At 52.6% G+C, this 21,181-nt stretch carries 21 protein-coding genes; 14 read left to right on the forward strand and 7 right to left on the reverse strand.

What is annotated here, in order from left to right; translation table 11 throughout:
- The first annotated feature begins 54 nt into the window (after nt 1–54).
- The 9 genes from LGT44_RS15455 to LGT44_RS15495 are packed head-to-tail and all read left to right on the forward strand — an operon-like array spanning nt 55 to nt 7,049.
- On the forward strand, nt 55–384 hold the full coding sequence (locus LGT44_RS15455) for a c-type cytochrome (RefSeq protein WP_230330338.1): 330 nt from the start codon (nt 55–57) through the stop codon (nt 382–384).
- A gap of 50 nt (nt 385–434) precedes the next feature.
- A complete protein-coding gene (locus LGT44_RS15460; protein ID WP_328296356.1) occupies nt 435–1,583 on the forward strand; it encodes a cytochrome D1 domain-containing protein in 1,149 nt (382 codons plus the stop codon).
- 12 nt (nt 1,584–1,595) lie between these two features.
- Nucleotides 1,596–2,090, forward strand: a complete 495-nt coding sequence (locus LGT44_RS15465; protein WP_230330339.1) for an Lrp/AsnC family transcriptional regulator — start codon at nt 1,596–1,598, stop codon at nt 2,088–2,090.
- Nucleotides 2,068–2,577 carry a siroheme decarboxylase subunit beta gene (gene ahbB / locus LGT44_RS15470; RefSeq protein WP_230330340.1) on the forward strand — a complete coding sequence of 170 codons (510 nt, stop codon included), beginning with the start codon at nt 2,068–2,070 and terminating at the stop codon, nt 2,575–2,577. Before LGT44_RS15465 ends, ahbB (LGT44_RS15470) begins: the two co-directional genes overlap by 23 nt.
- Entirely contained in the window at nt 2,567–3,040 is a 474-nt protein-coding gene (locus LGT44_RS15475) for an Lrp/AsnC family transcriptional regulator (protein WP_230330341.1), read from the forward strand. Before ahbB (LGT44_RS15470) ends, LGT44_RS15475 begins: the two co-directional genes overlap by 11 nt.
- Nucleotides 3,041–3,044: 4 nt before the next feature.
- Entirely contained in the window at nt 3,045–3,530 is a 486-nt protein-coding gene (gene ahbB, locus LGT44_RS15480) for a siroheme decarboxylase subunit beta (RefSeq protein ID WP_230330342.1), read from the forward strand.
- A 12-nt stretch (nt 3,531–3,542) separates the two neighbouring features.
- On the forward strand, nt 3,543–4,721 hold the full coding sequence (gene nirJ / locus LGT44_RS15485; protein WP_230330343.1) for a heme d1 biosynthesis radical SAM protein NirJ: 1,179 nt from the start codon (nt 3,543–3,545) through the stop codon (nt 4,719–4,721).
- A gap of 13 nt (nt 4,722–4,734) precedes the next feature.
- Nucleotides 4,735–5,553, forward strand: a complete 819-nt coding sequence (cobA, locus tag LGT44_RS15490; RefSeq protein WP_230330344.1) for a uroporphyrinogen-III C-methyltransferase — start codon at nt 4,735–4,737, stop codon at nt 5,551–5,553.
- Nucleotides 5,547–7,049: a cytochrome D1 domain-containing protein gene (locus LGT44_RS15495; protein WP_230330345.1), complete on the forward strand. Its 1,503-nt coding sequence runs from the start codon at nt 5,547–5,549 to the stop codon at nt 7,047–7,049. The genes cobA and LGT44_RS15495 overlap by 7 nt, the downstream gene beginning before the upstream one ends.
- 59 nt (nt 7,050–7,108) lie before the next feature.
- Here LGT44_RS15495 and dauA read toward each other — a convergent pair whose 3' ends face one another.
- From dauA to LGT44_RS15520, 5 genes are all read right to left on the reverse strand, one after another.
- Nucleotides 7,109–8,812, reverse strand: coding sequence for a C4-dicarboxylic acid transporter DauA (gene dauA / locus LGT44_RS15500; protein WP_230330346.1), 1,704 nt, complete (start codon nt 8,810–8,812; stop codon nt 7,109–7,111).
- A gap of 107 nt (nt 8,813–8,919) precedes the next feature.
- Complete coding sequence (locus LGT44_RS15505) at nt 8,920–9,231, reverse strand: DUF167 family protein (protein WP_230330347.1); 312 nt, start codon at nt 9,229–9,231, stop codon at nt 8,920–8,922.
- Nucleotides 9,228–9,815 (reverse strand): YggT family protein, encoded by a 588-nt coding sequence (locus LGT44_RS15510; RefSeq protein WP_145467864.1) that lies wholly within the window; start codon nt 9,813–9,815, stop codon nt 9,228–9,230. Before LGT44_RS15510 ends, LGT44_RS15505 begins: the two co-directional genes overlap by 4 nt.
- A gap of 137 nt (nt 9,816–9,952) precedes the next feature.
- A complete protein-coding gene (gene proC, locus LGT44_RS15515) occupies nt 9,953–10,774 on the reverse strand; it encodes a pyrroline-5-carboxylate reductase (RefSeq protein WP_225691085.1) in 822 nt (273 codons plus the stop codon).
- A 105-nt stretch (nt 10,775–10,879) separates the two neighbouring features.
- Nucleotides 10,880–11,581, reverse strand: coding sequence for a YggS family pyridoxal phosphate-dependent enzyme (locus LGT44_RS15520; RefSeq protein ID WP_230330348.1), 702 nt, complete (start codon nt 11,579–11,581; stop codon nt 10,880–10,882).
- A gap of 127 nt (nt 11,582–11,708) precedes the next feature.
- Here LGT44_RS15520 and LGT44_RS15525 point away from each other — a divergent pair, with 127 nt between their 5' ends.
- The 5 genes from LGT44_RS15525 to LGT44_RS15545 all read left to right on the forward strand — a co-directional run bounded on the left by LGT44_RS15525 (nt 11,709) and on the right by LGT44_RS15545 (nt 16,866).
- Nucleotides 11,709–12,743 (forward strand): type IV pilus twitching motility protein PilT, encoded by a 1,035-nt coding sequence (locus LGT44_RS15525; protein WP_145467870.1) that lies wholly within the window; start codon nt 11,709–11,711, stop codon nt 12,741–12,743.
- 11 nt (nt 12,744–12,754) lie between these two features.
- A complete protein-coding gene (locus LGT44_RS15530) occupies nt 12,755–13,870 on the forward strand; it encodes a PilT/PilU family type 4a pilus ATPase (protein ID WP_145467872.1) in 1,116 nt (371 codons plus the stop codon).
- Nucleotides 13,871–14,290: 420 nt separating this feature from the next.
- Complete coding sequence (locus LGT44_RS15535; RefSeq protein ID WP_145467874.1) at nt 14,291–15,298, forward strand: ABC transporter substrate-binding protein; 1,008 nt, start codon at nt 14,291–14,293, stop codon at nt 15,296–15,298.
- Between the two features lies 1 nt (nt 15,299).
- The gene (locus LGT44_RS15540) at nt 15,300–16,085 is read left to right on the forward strand and encodes an ABC transporter ATP-binding protein (RefSeq protein ID WP_225691083.1); all 786 of its coding nucleotides are present in this window, start codon (nt 15,300–15,302) and stop codon (nt 16,083–16,085) included.
- Nucleotides 16,078–16,866 carry an ABC transporter permease gene (locus LGT44_RS15545; protein WP_225691082.1) on the forward strand — a complete coding sequence of 263 codons (789 nt, stop codon included), beginning with the start codon at nt 16,078–16,080 and terminating at the stop codon, nt 16,864–16,866. The genes LGT44_RS15540 and LGT44_RS15545 overlap by 8 nt, the downstream gene beginning before the upstream one ends.
- Before the next feature lie 64 nt (nt 16,867–16,930).
- On the opposite strand, the gene LGT44_RS15550 is transcribed toward LGT44_RS15545, so the two are convergent.
- A complete protein-coding gene (locus LGT44_RS15550) occupies nt 16,931–20,422 on the reverse strand; it encodes a hypothetical protein (protein ID WP_230330349.1) in 3,492 nt (1,163 codons plus the stop codon).
- Between the two features lie 275 nt (nt 20,423–20,697).
- Nucleotides 20,698–21,045 (reverse strand): hypothetical protein, encoded by a 348-nt coding sequence (locus LGT44_RS15555; protein WP_145467882.1) that lies wholly within the window; start codon nt 21,043–21,045, stop codon nt 20,698–20,700.
- Between the last annotated feature and the right edge of the window lie 136 nt (nt 21,046–21,181).

Genomic DNA, 21,181 nt, shown 5'->3' on the forward strand with positions numbered 1-21,181 from the left:
GCAGGCTGCTAGTATCCGGAACAGTTGTTTGGATCGGGGTGCAAGGTGAACAGGATGTACGTTAACCGGATACTGCTGCTGGCACTGCTCTGTCTGCTGTTTATGCCGGCCCGGGCTGATCTTACAAAAGAACAGCAGGCGGGGCTGGTTCATCTTCTTAAACATGATTGCGGTTCATGTCATGGCATGACGCTTAAAGGCGGGCTTGGTCCCAGTTTGCTGCCGCAGGATCTGCGCAGCCGTGATCCTGAATATCTGCAACATATTATCAGCAAAGGAATAAGCGGTACGGCCATGCCGCCCTGGGAACATTTGCTGCAGGATGATGAAATTAATTATCTGGTAAATATTATTCTCAGCCCTCTTCCGGAGACCGGACAATGAAATATTGTATTTTAATCTTAACGGTGCTTCTGAATGCTGCCTGCAGTCAAATGTCTGAAAAACCGGAAACGGTTTATGCCAGCGGTGATCTCGGCGTTATTATTGAACGGGAAAGCGGAAGTCTGGCTGTTTTTAACAGTACCGGGCAGAACCTTGTAGCCACGATTAATGGTCTGGGCGATTTATCACACGCGTCGGTTGTTTTTTCCCGCGATGAACGTTTCGCCTATGTATTCGGGCGTGATGGTGGCCTGACTAAAGTCGATCTTATTCTGAACAAAATCGATAAGCGTATTCTGCAAAGTGGCAACAGTATTGGTGGTGCCATTTCTCAGGATGGGAAACTGATTGCCGTCTCTAATTACAGTCCCGGAGGGGTACGTGTGTTTGATGCGGCAACACTGGAACTTGTTGCCGATATTCCGGCGGTTTACACCGACGAAAGTGGCGCAGAAAAATCGTCAAAAACGGTTGGTTTGGTTGATGCGCCTGGTAATCGCTTTGTTTTCAGTCTGTTTGATGGCAATGAAATCTGGATCGCGGATTTCTCACACTTCGCTGTTGATGGTGAATGGGATATTCGCCGTCATAAAAATATCGGGCAAAAACCATACGATGCATTAATTACCGATAATGGCCGTTTTTATGTGGCGGGTTTGTTTGGTGAACCCGGTATGGCACGCCTTGATCTCTGGCATCCGCAGCAGGCTCCGGTACGGGTTCTGCCGGATTATGGCAACAAGGACCAGCGCCTGCCGGTATACAAAATGCCGCATCTCGAGGGCTGGGCTCAGTCTGGTAATTATTTATTTGTACCGGGAGTCGGTCATCATCAGGTACTGGTAATTGACAGTGATACCTGGCAACAGGTGGCGCATATTCCGGTTGCCGGACAACCTGTATTTGTTATGGCCCGTCCGGATGACCGTGAAATATGGGTCTCTTTTGCTTTCCCCGATAATAATCAGGTCCAGGTTCTTGATGCGGAAAACTTCAGTTTATTACGCACCATTAATCCCGGTACTGCAGTGTTGCATATGGAATTTTCTCCCCGTGGTGAGCAGGTCTGGGTATCGGTCCGGGACGATCATCAGGTACAGCTTTATGACACTGCCACCTATGAGAAAAAAGCGACTCTGCCGGTTCACAGTCCGAGTGGTATTTTTCTGACCCGCCGTGCTCATGTCATTGGTCTTTAAGAGGAGATGAGTATGACGGCTCCGGCTCTGACGGATTTACAGCGGGCCATTATTGACGGTTACCAGCAACACCTGCCGTCATCACTGACGCCATATCAGGATATGGCCAGCGAACTGGGCAGCAACGAAGCCGATGTTATTGCTGCTATAGACGATTTAATTCAGCGGGGTCTGATCAGACGTCTTGGCCCGGTATTCGATCATCACCGTGCCGGAGCCAGTACGCTGGTGGCGATGGCGATTCCGGCTGACAAGCTGGAACAGGAAGCGCTCAGCCTGAATACCTTTGCCGGCATCAATCATAACTATGAGCGGGAGCATCAATACAATCTGTGGTTTGTGCTGACGGCCAGCCATGATCAGGCTTTGCAGCAACGTCTGGAAGCCATATGTGAGCGTCATCCGTGGCCGGTACTGGTGCTGCCAATGGAGCAGGCTTACCACATCAACCTCGGATTTCCGCTGAACTGGAATGGAGGCGCGGATGATGTCTGTGCAAAACGCTGAGCAACAACTGAAATTCCTGCTGCAGCAGGGATTGCCTCTCGACTCCCGCCCGTACCGGGTATTGGCGCAGCAAACAGGGCTGAGTGAAGAGCAGGTTCTGCAACGGATTCAGCAATGGCAGCAGGAGGGGCTGATCAGACGTATGGGGGCCATCGTCGATCACCATCAGCTGGGCTACAACGCCAATGCCATGCTGGTATTTGATATTCCAACAGAGCAGGTCGATCTGGTTGGTGAAACCATTGCTGCCAGTGGCCGTGTGTCACTTTGCTACCGGCGTCCGCGGCGTCCCGGCTGGCATTACAACCTGTTCTGCATGATTCATGGCCGCTGTCGCGATCAGGTGTTGCAGCAGATTGCGCAGTTGCGCCAGAGCCTGGGTCTGTCGGTTTTTCCTTTTCAAATATTGTTCAGCCGGCAGCAGTTTAAGCAGTGTGGTGGCGACTATTTTGAGTCTGATGCAAAAGGTGCGGCCAATGGTAACTGAAACATATCAGACGTTGCTCAGCGATGAGCTGAACCGGGCGCTGATCAACCGTTTGCAACAGGGATTACCTGTTTGTTCAGAGCCTTTTCAGCAGCTGGCGGAAGAACTTCAGACAACACCGGCGGTGATTCTGGAACGCATAACGCAGTTTCTCGACTGCGGCCTGGCCACCCGTTTTGGCCCGATGTTTCAGATTGAGCGTGCCGGTGGCGCTTTTACGCTGGTTGCCACGCACGTCGATGAACACCGATTTGACGAGGTTGCTGCAATTGTTAATGCCCGCCATGAGGTTGCCCATAACTACCGGCGTGAGCACTGGCTGAATATGTGGTTTGTGCTGGCCTGCGAACAGCCGCAGCAGGTTGCCTGCGTACTGGACGAGCTGGAAAAAGCCAGCGGTTGCGAAATGCTGAATTTTCCCAAGGAGCAGGAGTTTTATGTGCAGCTCTATCTGCCGGTCTGAGTCTGTGCTCAGTCCTCTGATGCAACGCCTGATGCAGCTGACCCAGCAGGGGCTGCCGCTGCATGAAAAACCCTATCTGCAGCTGGCCCGGCAGTTAGGTGTCAGTGAACAGGAGGTGCTGGATAGCCTGCAGCAAATGCAGGATAGCGGTGTGATCCGGCGTATTGCGCTGGTGCCGAATCATTACGCTATCGGCTATCGCTTTAACGGCATGAGTGTCTGGGAAATCGATCCGCAGCAGCTGTCCGCAGCCGGGGCCAGACTGGCCGCCAGCGGCTATGTCAGCCACTGCTATCAGCGTCCGGCCAAAGGTGAACAGTGGCCCTATAACCTGTTTGCCATGGTACACGGCACCAGCCGCGAACAGGTTGAAGAACTGGTGAGCCGCATCCGCACTCTGCTGGGGGACAGCTGTCATCGCCATGATGTGCTGTACAGCAGTCAAATTCTGAAAAAAACCGGTCTTCGTCTGGCCGGCACATCGCAATAACCGGAGGTTCTTATGTTCAGACTGACTCAGCAGATGGAGTGGCTACTGTCGGATCAGCCGCTGCCTCCGGCACGCAAGCCGCCAGGCCCGGTGGTGATCTGGAATCTGATCCGGCGCTGCAATCTGACCTGTAAACACTGCTATTCAACCTCGGCTGACACCCACTTCCACGGCGAGCTGAGCACAGAAGAAGTATTCCGCACACTGGAGGATCTGCGCCAGTTCCGGGTACCGGCCCTGATACTTTCCGGCGGTGAACCGCTGATGCGGCCGGATATTTATGATATTGCGCAGAAGGCGCGTGAGCTGGGTTTTTATGTTGGATTATCCACCAATGGCACACTGATCAACCGTGACAATATTCAGCAGCTGGCGGCGGCGGGGTTTGATTACGTTGGCATCAGTCTGGACGGCGATGAAGAAACCCATGACCGCTTCCGGCAGATGAAGGGAGCTTACCGTGCCTCTCTGGATGCGATGGCACTGTGCCGTGAACATGGTATCCGGGTGGGCGGGCGCTTTACCCTGACGGAAGAAAATGCACCACAGCTGCCCGCCATGCTGGATCTTATGGATCAGCTGGATATCGACAAATTTTATTTATCCCACCTGAATTATGCCGGACGGGGAGGGCGTAACCGTAAACAGGATGCCTTCCTGAACACTACCCGCAGGGTAATGACGGATTTATTTGAACGCTGCCAGAGCGAACTTAAAGCCGGTAAAAACCGTGAGTACGTCACGGGTAATAATGATGCCGATGGTGTCTGGCTGCTGATGTGGGCACGGCAACACTACCCTGAACGTGCCGATCTGCTACAGCAAAAGCTGGTGCAGTGGGGAGGGAATTCATCCGGTGTGAATATCGCCAACATCGATAACCTTGGCCAGGTTCATCCGGACACTTTCTGGTGGAAACATAATCTCGGCAATGTCCGCGAACGTCCCTTCAGTGATATCTGGCGCAATACCACAGATCCGCTGATGCAGGGAATGCGTCAGACCCCCCGCCCGCTGGAAGGACGCTGCGCCACCTGCCAATACCTGAATCTGTGTGGCGGAAATACCCGTGTACGTGCCTTTCAGATGACAGGAAATCCCTGGGCTGAAGATCCGGCCTGCTACCTGAGTGATGACGAAATTAATCCGCATCAGCCCGTGCAGATTCCGCTGCTGCAGGCCGAAGGATAACTGGAGACTAATTATGCACCCGCCAATCCTTAATCAGATGTTGTCCTCAGTGCCTGATGACTCACCACTGCAACCGGGCGAAGTCGCGCTGATCGGTGCCGGTCCCGGCGATCCCGGGTTGCTGACAGTAAGGGCGCTGCGCCTGCTGGCCCAGGCTGACACGGTTATTTATGACCGCCTGGTCGGTGCCGGCATCATGGCACTTCTGCCGCCGCAGTGTCAGACCATCTATGTGGGCAAAGCCGCCGGAGACCATGTTCTGCCACAGGAAGAAATCAACCAGTTGCTGGTTCGTCTGGCCCGTACCGGAAAGCGTATTGTCCGCCTTAAGGGAGGGGACCCTTATATTTTTGGCCGTGGCGGGGAAGAGATTGAAGATCTGCGTCATGCCGGCCTTTCTTATCGGGTCATCCCCGGCATTACCGCCGCTTCCGGCTGTGCCACATACGCCGGTATCCCGCTGACCCACCGTGATCATGCGCAAAGCTGCACGCTGGTTACCGGGCACCTGAAAAAGGATGGCGAGCTTGACCTCAACTGGCAGGCGCTTGCTCAGCCCGGACAAACCCTGGTGTTTTATATGGGGGTCAACAGTACGGTTGTTATTACTGAGAATCTGACGGCCGCTGGCCTGGCAGCAGAGACGCCGGTTGCGGTGATTGAGCGTGGCACGACAGCACAACAGCGGGTCCTGCGCTCCACTTTGGATGATCTGCCACGGCTTGTTGCCCGCGAAGATATCCGTCCGCCATCACTGCTGATTATTGGCAGCGTTACGGCACTTGCCTATGACGAATTCCAGCCGGTTGTACAGGAGTCTGTCGCATGTTGAACCCTCTTTCCCGCTGGCTGCTGCCATTGCTTATCGGCAACCTGAGCATTCTGACCTGTGTGGCGCAGACCAGCACGGCAGAAGACTCTGAGGCCCTGCAGATATATCAGGATCATTGTGCCGGTTGTCATGGTGCGCAGCGTACCGGAGCCATGGGGCCGGCACTGCTGCCGGAAAGCCTGGCACGTTTGCGTAAAGCAGAGGCACTGAATGTTATGCTGCACGGTCGGGTCCTGACTCAGATGCCAGCTTTTGCCAGACAGATTCCGGAAGAAAAACTGCAGCGGCTGATAGAGCTGATTTACAGCCCGCCGGCCGAGCCTCCGCGCTGGGAAGAAAAAGATATTACACAGTCGCGGGTAAGTTATCCGGTTCCTGATAACGACAAACCACTGTTCAGTGCAGACCCGCAGAATCTGTTTATTGTGGTGGAGCTGGGTGATCATTCCGCCACTCTGCTGGACGGCGATAAATTTGAAGCCATAACCCGTTTTAAAACCCGTTTCGCCCTGCATGGCGGCCCTAAATTTTCACCGGATGGGCGTTACGTTTATTTTGCTTCCCGTGATGGCTGGATCAGTAAATACGATATTTACAACATGACCTATCTCGCCGAAATCCGGGTTGGTATCAATACCCGCAATCTTGCCATTTCGGCAGATGGCCAATACCTGATCGCCGCTAATTACCTGCCGGGTAATCTGATTTTACTGAGCAGTAAAGATCTGAGCCTTATTAAGATTATTCCGGCCAGCAGTGGTGATACAACCTCACGCGTCAGTGCGGTATACACCGCACCACCGCGCCACAGCTTTGTTGCAGCACTGAAAGATATTGCCGAGGTCTGGGAAATTACTCCGTCAGATACCGATGCCAAAATACGCCGCATTCCGACCAGCGATTATCTGGATGACTTTTTCTTTGACCAGAATTATCAGTACCTTATCGGCTCTTCAAGAAAGGGTAACAGTGCTCAGGTCGTGAATCTGGATTCCGGTAATACGGTGGCAGACCTCAGCATAGAAGGCATGCCGCATCTGGGGTCAGGAATTACCTGGAAATATCAGGATACTGAAGTCCTTATGACGCCAAACCTGAAAGACAGCCGCTTAACCATTATTGATATGAGCAACTGGAAAACCATTCGCCAGCTTGATACTCAGGGGCCGGGTTTCTTTACCCGCAGTCATGATGGTAGTCCTTATGCCTGGTCAGATGTGTTCTTTGGTCCGCATAAAGACCTGATTAATATTATTGATAAAAAGTCACTGGAAATTGTTAAAACCCTGCGTCCCTCTCCGGGAAAAACATCCGGCCATGTCGAGTTTACCCGTGATGGTCGTTATGCCCTGCTGAGCATCTGGGATGATGATGGTGAGCTGATTGTTTACGATTCCAAAACACTGGAAGAGATCAAACGCCTGCCAATGAAAAAACCATCGGGAAAATACAATGTTTACAATAAAACCCGCTACGTCCGGGGAACAAGCCATTAGCCGGTTAATCGTGGATTAACCGGCAGATCAGCAGTGCTTAAATCATTGGTTCTTGCTCTTTATGGTAATGAATCCTGCAGTCTCGGATAAAAAGACAATATATTATCCTGTGGCTTAAGCCCCGCGCGGGCGAGGGTTTTCAGCGGCTGAAATTGCAGGTCGGCAATACGCACTTCGGTATTGTATTTGGCGCTGGCATTTAAAAATTTCAGCAAGGCCGCCAGGCCGCCGGCATCTATCACAGGGACGGCATCCATATACAGAATCACGGCTTTTTTATCGCGGCTGTGAATCGCCAGTTCAGAGAAAATCCGGTCAGCGGCGGCAAAAAACAGCGGCCCGTTTATTTTATAAACTGCCCAGCCTGCAGGCAGAGGTTCGCTGATTAATTTGCTGTTGTCGCTGATATCGCTGACTTTGGTCATTTCGGAAATATCGCGCATAAATAACAGCGAGGCGAGCACGATACCAACGCCAATGGCGATCACCATGTCGAACAATACCGTCAGGCTCAGGCAGGTTGCCAGCACCATAATGTCGCCTCTGGGCGCGGTGCGGAAAAAGTGCAGCACTTTATCGGCCTCACTGATATTCCACGCCACCAGTAATAACAGCGCGGCCATCGAGGCCATGGGCAAGTGCGCCAGTACCGGTGCCAGTACCAGCAGACCGGCCATTACCACCAGGGCATGAACCATTGCCGCGATTGGCGTTTGCGCACCGGCGCGGAAATTGGCGGCCGAGCGGGCAATGGCGGCGGTGGCGGTAATACCACCAAAAAATGGCACCACAATATTGCCGATGCCCTGACCCAGTAACTCGCTGTTGGCGCTGTGGCGGGTGTTGGTCATGCCATCGAGCACCACGGCGCAGAGCAGGGATTCAATCGCGCCGAGCATGGCAATGGAAAATGCTGCAGGCAGTAATAACTGCAGCAGCGACCAGGACAAACCAATCGGCTGGCCGTCGGCGCCGGGCTGTTCCCAGGGCCAGAAAAATTCCGGCAATATTGGTGGAATACCGTTGCCAACCGAACCATCCGGTAATAAATAACTGAAACGGCTGCCGATGGTGTCGACTTCGTGGCCCTGTAAGCCCAGCAGCCAGGCGGTTAATACACCAACCAGCAGTGCCGGAATATGGGGCGGCAGGCTGCTGATTTTTTTCCACAGCAGCAGAGTCGCAAAGGTGGTGAGACCGACGGTCAGGCTGGCACTATCAAAGCCGGGTAACGCCTGTGCCAGGGTGTGTACTTTTTCGACATAGGTTTCCGGGTATTGAATAGTCAGCCCGAAAAAATCCTTTAATTGCAGAGTCGCAATCACGATGGCAATACCGGAGGTAAAGCCGAGGGTTACCGACTCGGGAATATATTCGATAAAACGCCCAAGGCGGGCAAAGGCCATGGCAATCAGAATCAGGCCGGATAACAGGGTGGCAATCAGCAAACCTCCGAGGCCGAACTTTTCCGCAATGGGGTAAAGAATGACCACAAAGGCCGCGGTCGGGCCGGAAATGCTGAAGCGTGAGCCGCCGGTCAGGGCAATAATAAAACCGGCAATCATGGCGGTGTATAAACCGTATTGCGGTGCGACTCCGCTGGCGATTGCCAGTGCCATCGACAGTGGAATGGCGATAATACCAACGGTGATACCGGCAATAATATCTTTGCCAAAACGTTGTGCGGTGTAGGGTGATTCTTTCAGGGATTCGCGCAGGGCATTGGCGATGCGCAGGGAAAATAAATGAGCGCGGTGCGGCATTCAGGGGCTCCCGGCAGGAGATAAGAGGGCGGCACTATAACACAAAGAGTGGGGTTTTTGTTGGGTGCAGGGTTGGGATAAGGGATGGGAGAAGAAGAGGTGCGGGATTAAGACTGTGTGATCAGGGCTTCTGCCGGCAGCCTTTGCGGTTGTGTGATGCGCACGCGTTTATGGCGATTCAGCTCGCCACTGATAATGCTGACAGCACTTTTGCTGACGCCAAACTGTTTGGCGAGAAATTTAACCAGTTCGCTGTTGGCTTTGCCTTCAACCGGTGGCGCCTGAATACGGACTTTCAGGGCATCACCGTGTAAGCCAGAGAATTCGCTTTTAGACGCTTTGGGCTGCAGGTGGCAGACGAGGAGTAAATCCCCGTCTGCCCATTGGTAATGTGCGGCAGAGTGTTCGGGTGTGCTCACAGGCCGATGATCAGTCCGCGCGGAATCTGCAGCATCTGCACCAGCGGGCCAAGCAGCATTATTTCGACAATTTTAATTGCCAGAAAAACCAGAATCGGCGACAGGTCGAGGCCACCCATATCCGGCATCATTTTGCGGATAGGACGTACGACAGGTTCGAGAATCTGGTTAATAAGAATCAGTGCCGGGTTGTAAGAGCCTGGCGCAATCCAGGAGGCAATCACGGTAATCACCAGACCCCAGAAGTAGATATTCAGCAGCAGCGCAAACAGTCCGACCGGCGCCCACAGGAGAATGTTGGCCCAGGGCAGGCCATATCCGGCAAACATAAAGATAGCGGCAAACAACAGCGCCTGAACAACATAGGCGAGTACCAGTGATGCAACGTCCAGTCCGCCAAAGCCCGGAATAATACGGCGTAACGGAATTAATACCGGATTGGTGGCTTTGACCAGAAACTGCGAAATCGGGTTGTAAAAATCGGCGCGCACCAGCTGCAGCAGAAAGCGCAGAATAATAATAAACAGCGCCATGCTGCCGATGGTATTGATCAGTAACAGTCCGACCTGAGAGAACGGTGACATGGTAACTCCGTGAATATTTAATGGCTGGCGGCCGCTTATGGCCGTCAGCCTTTAACATATAGGCGCCTCAGCGCCTTTTCCAGTCCTGACAATGGTCTTATTTGTCAGGAAACCTCAGCACACCCCGGTACGGCTATTCAGGCTTTACCCAGCTGTTCACTCAGCTCGGCGGCACGGTCGCTGGCGGCTTTTAAGGCAGCATCGACAATATCGCGCATATGGGCGGCTTCAAAAGTGGCAATAGCGCGCTCGGTGGTGCCACCCGGAGAGGTTACACGGCGGCGCAGTTCGGCCGGACCAACATCGGATTGCATCGCCATCTGACCCGCGCCCAGTGCGGTTTGCAGGGTCAGTTTGGTTGCCGTCTGTTCGCTCAGACCAAGCTTTTTACCGGCTTCGATCATGGCTTCCATCAGCAGGAAATAATACGCCGGGCCACTGCCGGAAACAGCGGTTACGGCATCGATTTCGGCTTCGGTTTTTACCCACACGGTCAGGCCAACGGCGCGCAGCAGGGAATCGGCCTGGTTGCGCTGGTCGAGGCTGACGTCTTTGCTGCCGAGCAGGCCGGTTGCGCCCAGTCCCAGCAGAGACGGAGTGTTGGGCATGCAGCGTACGATGGCGCGGCAGCTGCTCCAGCGTGCCAGGCTGTCCATATTGATACCGGCGGCAATGGAAATCAGCAGTGGCTGACGCTTGCTCAGGGTGGCCTGCAGGGGTTCGAGAACCTCTTTCATCATCTGTGGTTTGACCGCCATGATGACGACATCGGCTTTGGCGATGGCATCAAGGTTATCGGCATGGGTAGTTACGCCGAATTCTTTTTCCAGCTTGCTGCGTTGTTCGGCGCCGGGGTCGGAAACATGAATCAGGCTGGCCTTGGTTTCGCCCTGTTTGATCAGGCCGCCAATAATGCTGGAGGCCATGTTACCGCCACCGATAAATGCGATTTGAGTCATGCTGGTTCCTTCTTTTGTATAAAGTCGCAGCGCCCGGTGTGAGCGGGAGCTGCATTAATTCTGGTCGATTATGAGCAGTTTGCCGTTTCTTCCGGCATTCCGGTATCAGTTGTTGGCAGGATAGTCGCGGGCACCAAAAATATCGGTACCGATGCGGATCTCGGTACTGCCGCAGGCTATCGCCAGCTCCAGGTCGCCGGACATACCCATTGAGAGCGTATCCATTGCCGGAAATTCTGCCGCCAGCTGCTGATACAGCGCCTGCATCGCCTCAAGCTGGGTGCGCAGGCGCTCTTCATTACCGGTCGCTTCCGGAATACACATCAGGCCGCGCAGGCACAGATTGGGCAGTTCGCTGACCAGAGTGCAGAGGGCGTGCGCTTCAGCGGGCAGCACTCCGGCTTTTTGCTCTTCGGCAGAAATATTCACCTGCACCAGTACATTCAGCGCTGGCAGGCCAGCGGGGCGTTGTTCGCTCAGGCGGCGGGCAATTTTGTCACGGTCAACGGTTTCTACCCACTGGAAGTGTTCGGCTACAGGACGCGTCTTGTTGGACTGCAGCGGGCCGATAAAATGCCATTCAATATCGGTCAGATGGCTGAGGGCGGTGATTTTGTCCATGCCGTCCTGCAGGTAGTTTTCACCAAAGCTGCGCTGGCCGAGGGCGTAGACAGCCTCGACCATCGCTGCGGGTTTGGTCTTACTGACCGCAAGCAGGCGTACACTCTGAGCAGGGCGGTTGTTTTGTGTACAGGCCTGTTGCAGGCGTTGCAGCACATTCTGGTAATTCAGTTCAAGAGTAGACATTTCAGGGGCTTGGTTTATCTTTTTGACCTGCAACCCATTCCGGGTTGGTGAATCCTGATAATATAGAAGCTTGTCGGCTGGCGCACCCTTCGCCGGGCCAGCCAGTAAAAAATAACGAGGAGTGGCTATGGATATTACTGAACTGCTTGCCTTCAGTGCCAAGCAAGGCGCGTCGGATCTGCATTTATCGGCCGGCTTGCCGCCAATGATCCGGGTTGATGGCGATGTGCGCCGTATCAACCTGCCAGCACTGGGGCATAAAGAAGTTCATAGCCTGGTGTATGACATCATGAACGATAAGCAGCGTAAGGATTTCGAAGAATTCCTTGAGACTGACTTCTCGTTCGAAGTGCCGGGTGTGGCGCGTTTCCGTGTGAACGCCTTTAACCACAACCGCGGTGCCGGTGCGGTGTTCCGTACCATTCCGTCGAAAGTTCTGACCATGGACCAGCTGGGCATGGGTCAGGTGTTCAAAGATCTGGCGAAGATTCCACGCGGTATCGTACTGGTTACCGGCCCGACAGGTTCCGGTAAATCGACCACGCTGGCGGCGATGATCGACTATATCAACGAAAGCAAATACGACCACATCCTCACCGTGGAAGACCCGATCGAATTCGTACACGAATCGAAAAAATCGCTGGTTAACCAGCGTGAAGTTCACCGTGACACCTTAGGCTTTAACGAAGCACTGCGCTCGGCGCTGCGTGAAGACCCGGATGTGATTCTGGTGGGTGAGATGCGTGACCTTGAAACCATTCGTCTGGCGCTGACCGCGGCAGAAACCGGTCACATTGTATTCGGCACCCTGCACACCAGCTCGGCGGCAAAAACCATCGACCGTATCGTCGACGTATTCCCGGCGGAAGAAAAATCCATGGTGCGTTCCATGCTGTCGGAATCTTTGCAGGGGGTCATTTCCCAGACACTGCTGAAGAAGAATGGCGGCGGCCGGGTTGCGGCCCACGAAATCATGGTGGGCACACCGGCCATCCGTAACCTGATCCGTGAAGATAAAATTGCCCAGATGTATTCGGCCATTCAGACCGGTTCGGCCTACGGTATGCAGACCATGGATCAGTGCCTGCAGAACCTGTTGAACAAAGGTCTGATCAGCCGGGATGTGGCGCGTGAAAAAGCCAAAATCCCGGATAATTTCTGAGGTAACTGAACATGGCGATGGATAAGTTTTTACGCCTGATGGTAGAAAAAGGTGCCTCGGATCTGTTTATTACAGCCGGGGTTCCGCCTTCCATGAAGGTAAACGGTAAAATTATGCCGTTAAGCAAAAACCCGCTCAGTGCCGAGCAAACGCGCGAAGTGGTACTGGGGCTGATGAACAGCAAACAGCAGGACGAATTTGAGGAGAAAAAAGAACTCAACTTCGCCATTAATGCCAGTGGTATCGGACGTTTCCGTGCCAGTGCTTTTTATCAGCGTAACGTTTCCGGTATGGTGCTGCGCCGTATCGAAACCCGTATTCCGAGTGTCGATCAGCTCGGCCTGCCGGATATTATTAAAGAAATATCCATGGCCAAGCGCGGCCTGATTCTGTTTGTCGGTGCCACCGGTGCCGGTAAGTCGACCTCGCTGGCGTCGATGATTGGTCACCGTAATAAAAACAGTAAGGGCCATATTCTCAGCATCGAAGACCCGATCGAATTTATTCACCAGCACGATGGCTGCATTATTACCCAGCGTGAAGTGGGCTTAGATACCGAGAGCTTTGATACCGCCCTGAAAAACTGTCTGCGTCAGGCGCCGGATGTGATCATGATTGGTGAGGTGCGTTCTGCCGAAACCATGGAGCACGCCATTACCTTCGCCGAAACCGGACACCTGTGTCTGGCGACCCTGCACGCTAACAATGCTAACCAGGCACTGGAACGTGTGATTCACTTTTTTCCACCGGACCGTCATAACCAGGTGTGGATGGATTTATCCCTTAACCTGCGCGCTATTGTGGCCCAGCAGTTAATTGCCACACCGGATGGCCGTTCACGCCGCGCGGTGGTGGAGGTTCTGCTGAATACACCACTGGCGTCGGACCTGATCCGTAAAGGTGAAGTGCACGAACTGAAGCCATTAATGGCCAAGTCCAACGAAGCCGGTATGCAGACTTACGATCAGGCGTTGTATGCACTCTACGAGCAGGGTGAAATCACCTATGAAGATGCTATTGCTCACGCCGACTCGCCAAACGATCTGCGTCTGATGATTAAACTCGGCTCCGAAGCCGACGCCGATCATCTGGATGGTGCAACACGTAATCTGCGGCTGCAGGACTGATTTCTCAGCCTGTAGTACGTCATTAATAAAGGCCTCACAGGAGGCCTTTATTTTTTCCGGTAAAGCAGTGCGCTGACAAAGCGGACAATACCTTCTTTTATTCTCCCCGCCATGAAAAGTATCAACAACTCAAACGAGCTGCGAATACTGCGCAGAAATTTGCACCCATATTGAGTCACGACTCAACCTTTATGCACCACAAGCAAGCATAAAGTGTTTTCTCGGTGCTATGGCGAAAGCTTATTTCTCGACAGGCCCTAGGCTCTCCTTTCAGCAACAGGGCGTTTTCTGCGTAAGGCGCAGGCTTACGAAAAATAAATCTGAACTCGGGTACGGTTATTGCTGATAGCGAATAAAAACTGTCCGATTGATCAGAATTTTCTGGAGCGGACAAACGACTTAAAAATCAGGAGAAAATCCATGTTCAAGAAACTGACCAAACCTTTATTGCAGGTTACCGCACTGGCGGCTGCGTTAGGCTGTTCGGCCATGACACTGGCGGCGGATAAAGTAACCTTCCAGCTCGACTGGTTGCCCGGTGGTGATAAAGCACCGGTTTATGTTGGTATTCAGCAGGGATTTTTTGCCGCCGAAGATCTTGAAGTAAAAATTGCCAGTGGTCGCGGCTCAACGGATGCCGTTACCAAAATGGCGACGGGCCAGTCGGACGTTGGTATTGCAGATATCGGCGCCTTAATGGCAGCCAAAGCGCGCGATGGCGTACCGGTATCGGCGGTGCTGTCGTATTTTTCTCAGGCGCCCCATGCTTTTTTCACCCTTGAAGGCAGCTCGATTAAAACCCTTAAAGACGTTGCCGGTAAAAGAATTGCGACCTCTCCGTTTACCTCCTCCAATGCCTTTTTACCGTTGGTATTAAAAGAAAATGGCATGGCCGAAGACAGTGTGACGCTGGTGAAATCGGACCCGGGAGCATTAAGCCCGATGCTGATGACCGGCAATATCGAAGGCATTATCGCCTGGGTCACCAATGTTGCCTTATTCGAGAAACAAGCGGCAGAAGCCGGAAAAACCCTGCGTGTTATTCCCTGGACAGAGGGCGGTCTGGATTTATACAGCTCATCCTTAGTGGCCGCCGATAAATTCCTCAGCGAGCGTCCGGACGTTGCCAAACGCTTTGTTAAAGCCTACGCCAAAGCCGTGCAATTCACCTATGCCCACCCGGATAAAGCCGGTGCCGATATTCACGCCATGGTACCTGAGGTGGATGCTGCGGTTGCCAGTGCACAAATCCGCAGCATTAACGGTCTGGTGTATAACGAAGTAACCAGCAACGACGGTTTTGGTGCCTTAACACCAGAGCGTATGGCGTTAACCTGGAAGTGGGTTTCGCAGGCTAACGATATTGCCGCCGATGCTATGAATCCGGAAATCGCCGTTAACCGTGATTTTATGCCGGAGCAGAACTGATATGAGTAAGGCGTCAGAACGTGCTTTTGTACGCATGGAACAGGTTGGTCATTGTTATGACCCGGCTGCCGGCAATATGGCGGTACAGCAGATTGATCTGGAAATTCATCGCCATGAATTTGTAGCGGTGGTGGGGCCGTCCGGCTGCGGTAAATCCACGCTGTTACGTATGGTGGCGGGGCTGCTGATTCCCAGCGCAGGTAAAGTCAGCGTGTTTGATCGTCAGGTGACTGAGCCGCGTGATGATGTCGGCATCGTTTTTCAGAAGCCGACGTTATTACCCTGGCTGACGGTACGTGACAATGTGCTGTTCCCGCTGAAACATAAATACGGGCTGGTAACGGCCGCCGATAAAAACCGCGCTGAAGAATTACTGGCGATGGCCGGTTTATCACAGTTTTCGGCACGCATGCCGGATGAATTATCCGGCGGTATGCAGCAGCGTGTCGGCATTGTGCGCGCACTGTTATTAAACCCGGATATTTTATTGATGGACGAGCCGTTCTCGGCACTGGATGCCATGACTCGTGAACAGATCGGTTTTGATCTGTTGAATATCTGGACAGAAAATCCCAAGACCGTTCTCTTTATTACCCACTCAATTTCCGAGGCAGTGCTGCTGGCTGATCGTGTACTGGTGATGAGTCAGCGTCCGGGAACCGTACTGGATTTAATTGATATTGATATTCCAAGACCGCGCAGCGCCAACACCATTAACACTCCGCGCTTTGCTGAGCTGACTGCGCGTATCAGAAAACATATTTATGAGCCGGAAGCCCATGCTTAAATCAACGTCTTTTCCTGTCCGCCAGTGGCTGCTGAGTTATGCGGCGGCGCTGTTCTTTATTACCTTTGTACTGTTATGGGAACTGATCTGCCGTTTCGGTAAGGTACCTGTCTATATCCTGCCGTCGCCGGTATCGATTGTGAATGCTTTCTTCGACGTGGAATTCAGTCGCTGGCTGGAGCATCTGTGGGCAACACTGCGGGTGGCCCTGATGGGTTTTGCACTGTCGATCTGTATCAGTATTCCTTTGGCCATTGCGATGGTTCGTTCGGAAGTATTATCGCGCACTATTTATCCGGCGCTGGTGGTGATTCAGTCGACTCCGGTGGTGGCGGTGGCACCACTGATTATTGTACTGATGGGCACCGGCGATATGTCGCGGGTATTGATTACCTGTCTGATTACCTTTTTCCCGCTGGTGGTTTCGGCGGCAACCGGCATGCTGGAAACACCGGAAGAACTGATTGAACTGAGTAAATCATTGCGGGCTCCGCGTTACCGGGAAACCTGGCAGATCCGTATTCCTTATGCCATCCCGCATATTTTCAGCGGCCTGAAAGTGTCCATTACGCTGGCCATTATCGGTGCTGTGGTGGCGGAGTTTGTCGCTGCGGAAAAAGGCCTGGGCTACTTTATTCAGTTCTCAACATCCTTCTTTAAAATTCCGCAGGCATTTGCCGGATTAATATTCCTTGCAGTGGTCAGTCTGGTGTTATTCAAAAGTGTGCAATGGGCACAGCAGTGGCTGTATCCGTGGAGTATTCCGAAGAATAAACGCTGAATCAGACAGAATGCTGCTGTTATCCGGGATGATAACAGCAGCCCGCTGTTTTGTCTGACCTGCTTCAGCCGATAAAGCGCGCAACAATATCGCGTATTTTACGTGCTTTATCTTTGGCGAAAATACTGAGGAAAGAACGGCCATTATTCTGCTCTGCGAGCATTTCCACCAGAATGGCGCGGTTCTCAGTATGCAGAAAGGCGGCACAGGGCTTCAGCAGACCGTCATTGGCCAGCACCATGACATAATGCCGGCAGGCTTCGAACTGACGGTTTTTAACGCAGTACAGCAGGATATGTTCAGGGCGGATATCCAGACGCAGTAACCACAGCAATAAAAAGGCCGCGGCCTGTTCTTCGTAGTCGTCTTCATCAGCCTCCAGCATGTCGCTGAAGGTCATCTTGCCCTGCTTAACCTGATCGCTCAGATAGCCCTGAACAATGGTGTCACGCACAAGTTTAAAGCCACGGTAATTGTTATTAAAAAACAGTAGCGCCAGACGGTCGCGTTGCTCTTCATCCAGCAACCAGATAAAGCTGTCGACTCCGGTCATGGTGTATTCCGGAGCCTGCAGTTCCAGACCTTCACCCAGCAGATAATGTCCTGCCAGAGTGGCGGTTTGTTCATAACCGGCATTGCCGTCCAGATAATTCAGAACCTGCTGATACAGTTGCTGCAGGCAGGCTTCGCTGTCTAACAATTCATTAGAGCGGGCTAAAATCTGAGCACGGTCAATATTGCCTTTAAATAACAATACATAGCCCCGGCAATGGTTCAGTTCCGCACTTTGCAGTTCCGGGCCGGCAAATATTTCGTAGTCGTCACCCATATCTTCAACCAGCCAGACGCCGAGCCAGGTCATATCACCGGGAACAAAATCTTCCCGCGTGTGATAGTCCGCCGCGATACGCAACGGTTTTTTGTTCAGCACTTTGCTGTCGCAATCCAGTTGGGACGAACCACTCTCGCTGACCAGAATGCTGTGCCAGTGTTTCAGGCTGAGGCGCAGATTACGCTCCAGTGTGCGGCGGAAGTTTTGTTGCAGCTCGTCATTACTGCTGTAACTGAAGCGCGGATGGCGCAGTTCCAGCAGCCGATAAAACTGAATTTTATCGGCCTCGTTGATATAACGCAGTCCGTGTTGCAGCTCCTGCGCCAGCTTGCGGCTGCGGCTGCCGAACATCGAGGTGTCGGTATCATCAATGGCGGCATACTGATCGAGCCAGCTAACGTATTTTTCGGTGTGGTAAGCCGGCTGGCACTGGCTGAGCTGGAAGGCCATTAAATAACCCTGATTAATTCCGGCCTTTTCCAGTGCTTCGTAATGATTGATTTCCTGCAATACATCTTCAAATTCCACATCGTAGCTGTCATCAGAAAATGCCTGCATCACCAGCCGGGTGACCCGTATCGGTGCCAGCGCGACCATCAGCTTCCAGATACGTTTGGCTGGCACGCTGCAGGGCAGAGGCAGGTGCTGCAACCAGAAGCAGATCAGCAGTATGCGTTGGTAATCATCGTCGTGGTCGTTAAAAAAGTGATAGCCATTCTGGAGTTCGCTGAACTGATTAAACGACAGTGAACTGCGGCGGGTACAATCGTCACGGTGGGCATGGCGGTTGATCAGGTCGATCATCTGTTGCTGATTTAATACCGGTTGCTGTGCGCAGAAATAATCGCGGAAAAGCTGTACCTGCTCAGTATTCATACCCCGGCCTTCCGCGCAGTAACGGCCGCCTTCAATATGAAAGCGTTTCAGTGGCAGGCTTGCGGCTTTTAACCATAAATTACCCTGCTGCAGGTATTCAGCCAGAACCGGAGTCTGGTCATCGGCAAAATTCTGCTGCCAGTCGTTGTGCAGAATAAAGGCCATCAGAGCAAAATGGCCGATTTCGAGATCGCTTTGTGCTGCATCGTCTGCCCAATGGGCAGGGTTGGCCAGAGTACGCTCCGAACTGATAAGCTGTTGTGCGCGCTGCAGCAGTGTCTTGCCCAGCCGCTCATCCATATCGCAGAATTCGTCCAGCAGGCTGTGCAGCACTTTTTGTTGCAGCGCTTTTTCCTGATCTTCGGCCGGAATACGGCTGAAACGGCGGAAATATTCGGCAGTGGTTAACAGCTCATCGTCGTCGACCAGAAGCTCGCGCATACTATCGGGAAATTCATCCTGCCCCAGTACGCGGTAAAAAATATCCAGCAGACGCAGGTATTGCTGAGCGCGCTGTTCTTCACTGTCGGAGGTTAATACATCGGCAAAGTCTTCGGCGTCTTCATCATCGCTTTGTAATTCGCGGCGTACGCTGTACAGAACGGAAAACAGGTCATCGCAGATGTCTTTGTTGCTGTCGCCAAAGATCAGCTCATCCTGTAAATCACGGTAAAATTCCGGCGCTGCATGTTTGGCCAGTACTGCAAGTTCGGTGACGGGCAATTGCTGCAGCGCATCCTGCTGGCTGCCATCATAAACGTAGTGCCACAGTGCTTCGCCCTGAGGCAGAGCGAGTATCAGCGGTTTAACCCTGCGCAGACCATCACCTCTGGCATCCTCCCGGTCCATGGATTCCTGTGAACGCAGATCACTGGCGGAATAACAGAATAACGGCTTGCTGCTGTGTGCCTGAATTCTGTTCTGCAGATCCAGTGCTTCGTCTTCAAGGCTGGCATGAATAAAATGCTGCTGGGCAAATTCTGCGCAATCTTCATCATCAAAACGGTCACCATCCATCGGCAACAGCGTCAGATAAAAATCCAGCACCGGGTTGTGTGTTTCTTCATCATGTATCGATTCCATCATTTTAGGCGTGTCGATCAGGCGCTCCTGCAGCGCCTGTTTAAACCACAGATATTCCTGCGGGTTGGCACGCAGATATTCTCCCAGTGGCTGATAGTGGGTGTCGCTGCCCCACTCCTGGCCAAACATCTGATAGCGGAACCGGTCGTTATCGCACCAGATATAGGCACTGATAACTTCGCGGCACCAGCCATAGCGATGCACAATATCGGCAAGAAATTGATGGTATTCGCCGGCGTGCTCGTCATCCCAGTAAGGAATAAAAAACTGCGCCAATAACGGCAGATTATTCAGATCGCTGCGCGCCAGTAAATACAGGGCTTCGGCGCCGAATACGTCCATATCATCGCGCCACATATCGTCCGTATCGTTATTGTCACGGGCATAGGCAACGATACTGCGGGCACAATGGATAATCTGTTCTTGCAGTTGTGGAAACTGCAACGCTAAGGCAAAGAAGATGGGCTCAGAAATATAGACCGGATCATCTTCTGCGATGGCCTCATGGGAGGATTCGCTGTAACCATCCGGCGTCAGCCTCAGGGCGTCTCTGACATAAGTGCGCAGTGTTTCGTCACTGATATCACTCAGTTGCAGGCGACGCTGGCCATTATTCTCAAGCGCAACAAATTCGATATTAAAAACCTGCTTCCTGAAGGCACTGCCATCTTCCAGATGCTGCTGATACTGCAACAGCGCAGCAGCAAGCGACTCACTGTCGTGTGGATTAAAAGCAATAAGAGTAGATTTATCGAACTGATGCATGCGGTTCCCTGTAGTGGCGGCAGTGTGATAATACACAGGCTGATTCTGTGCTGACTGCGCCTTCTGGTTGTAATGATAGCTTTCTCAAAATAGCGGGAATGATAGCAGAGGATGACCGCTCAGGGCGTGTGAAGATGATAAAAAAAGTAACGGCAGGTAAGGAGGCGGATAGCTGGGGAATGAACGCCGTCGTGACGGCAGTCGTCGTGCTGCCGCAAAAGATTATCTCTGTCTTTAGCTAGTGGCCTGAGCAGCGCTCTGCTCAGGTTCTTACTTCAGGTTGCATTCTTCTGCCGCTGACAGAGGATAAGTATCCCTATTCCGGTGGAGATTGCGCCCAGATAAGTCAGAGTCATGGATATATAACTTTTGACCAGCATAAATTCGGCCAGAGCCTGGGTATCCATAAAAGCTCCGGCCATAGAAATCATAAGATCCAGAGGCAAAAGAGAAAACATGATGACGCCGAAGCTCAGAAGATGAGCCGCGCCCCCGCCCAACTGTTTATGAATTTTTATCGTAGCCGCTACAGCAAGGGCCAGCGGTGCAAACAGGATAAACAGAGCTATCAGCGTACCGATGGAGTTGGTTGCACTGGCGAAGAAAGTGTAATTGTCAGACATGGGTATGTTTTCACTTATTTCAGTAGCTTTACCGACTGATATTTTCTTCGGTACTGGAAAATATCAGTTGGATTTATGAAGAGTTGTATAAAGAGAGGGTACACCGAAGGTGAACCCTGATTCAATAAATTCGGTA

The sequence above is a fragment of the Thalassolituus alkanivorans genome, from assembly GCF_020447205.1.
Lineage (GTDB): Bacteria > Pseudomonadota > Gammaproteobacteria > Pseudomonadales > Oceanobacteraceae > Venatoribacter > Venatoribacter alkanivorans.

Excerpts from the sequence above, each read along its gene's own strand:
- LGT44_RS15455 (WP_230330338.1), top strand. The coding sequence starts at position 55 with ATGTACGTTAACCGGATACTGCTGCTGGCACTGCTCTGTCTGCTGTTT.
- LGT44_RS15460 (WP_328296356.1), top strand. The coding sequence starts at position 435 with ATGTCTGAAAAACCGGAAACGGTTTATGCCAGCGGTGATCTCGGCGTT.
- LGT44_RS15465 (WP_230330339.1), top strand. The coding sequence starts at position 1,596 with ATGACGGCTCCGGCTCTGACGGATTTACAGCGGGCCATTATTGACGGT.
- ahbB (WP_230330340.1), top strand. The coding sequence starts at position 2,068 with ATGATGTCTGTGCAAAACGCTGAGCAACAACTGAAATTCCTGCTGCAG.
- LGT44_RS15475 (WP_230330341.1), top strand. The coding sequence starts at position 2,567 with ATGGTAACTGAAACATATCAGACGTTGCTCAGCGATGAGCTGAACCGG.
- nirJ (WP_230330343.1), top strand. The coding sequence starts at position 3,543 with ATGTTCAGACTGACTCAGCAGATGGAGTGGCTACTGTCGGATCAGCCG.
- cobA (WP_230330344.1), top strand. The coding sequence starts at position 4,735 with ATGCACCCGCCAATCCTTAATCAGATGTTGTCCTCAGTGCCTGATGAC.
- LGT44_RS15495 (WP_230330345.1), top strand. The coding sequence starts at position 5,547 with ATGTTGAACCCTCTTTCCCGCTGGCTGCTGCCATTGCTTATCGGCAAC.
- dauA (WP_230330346.1), bottom strand. The coding sequence starts at position 8,812 with ATGCCGCACCGCGCTCATTTATTTTCCCTGCGCATCGCCAATGCCCTG.
- LGT44_RS15510 (WP_145467864.1), bottom strand. The coding sequence starts at position 9,815 with ATGTCACCGTTCTCTCAGGTCGGACTGTTACTGATCAATACCATCGGC.
- proC (WP_225691085.1), bottom strand. The coding sequence starts at position 10,774 with ATGACTCAAATCGCATTTATCGGTGGCGGTAACATGGCCTCCAGCATT.
- LGT44_RS15520 (WP_230330348.1), bottom strand. The coding sequence starts at position 11,581 with ATGTCTACTCTTGAACTGAATTACCAGAATGTGCTGCAACGCCTGCAA.
- LGT44_RS15525 (WP_145467870.1), top strand. The coding sequence starts at position 11,709 with ATGGATATTACTGAACTGCTTGCCTTCAGTGCCAAGCAAGGCGCGTCG.
- LGT44_RS15530 (WP_145467872.1), top strand. The coding sequence starts at position 12,755 with ATGGCGATGGATAAGTTTTTACGCCTGATGGTAGAAAAAGGTGCCTCG.
- LGT44_RS15535 (WP_145467874.1), top strand. The coding sequence starts at position 14,291 with ATGTTCAAGAAACTGACCAAACCTTTATTGCAGGTTACCGCACTGGCG.
- LGT44_RS15540 (WP_225691083.1), top strand. The coding sequence starts at position 15,300 with ATGAGTAAGGCGTCAGAACGTGCTTTTGTACGCATGGAACAGGTTGGT.
- LGT44_RS15545 (WP_225691082.1), top strand. The coding sequence starts at position 16,078 with ATGCTTAAATCAACGTCTTTTCCTGTCCGCCAGTGGCTGCTGAGTTAT.
- LGT44_RS15550 (WP_230330349.1), bottom strand. The coding sequence starts at position 20,422 with ATGCATCAGTTCGATAAATCTACTCTTATTGCTTTTAATCCACACGAC.
- LGT44_RS15555 (WP_145467882.1), bottom strand. The coding sequence starts at position 21,045 with ATGTCTGACAATTACACTTTCTTCGCCAGTGCAACCAACTCCATCGGT.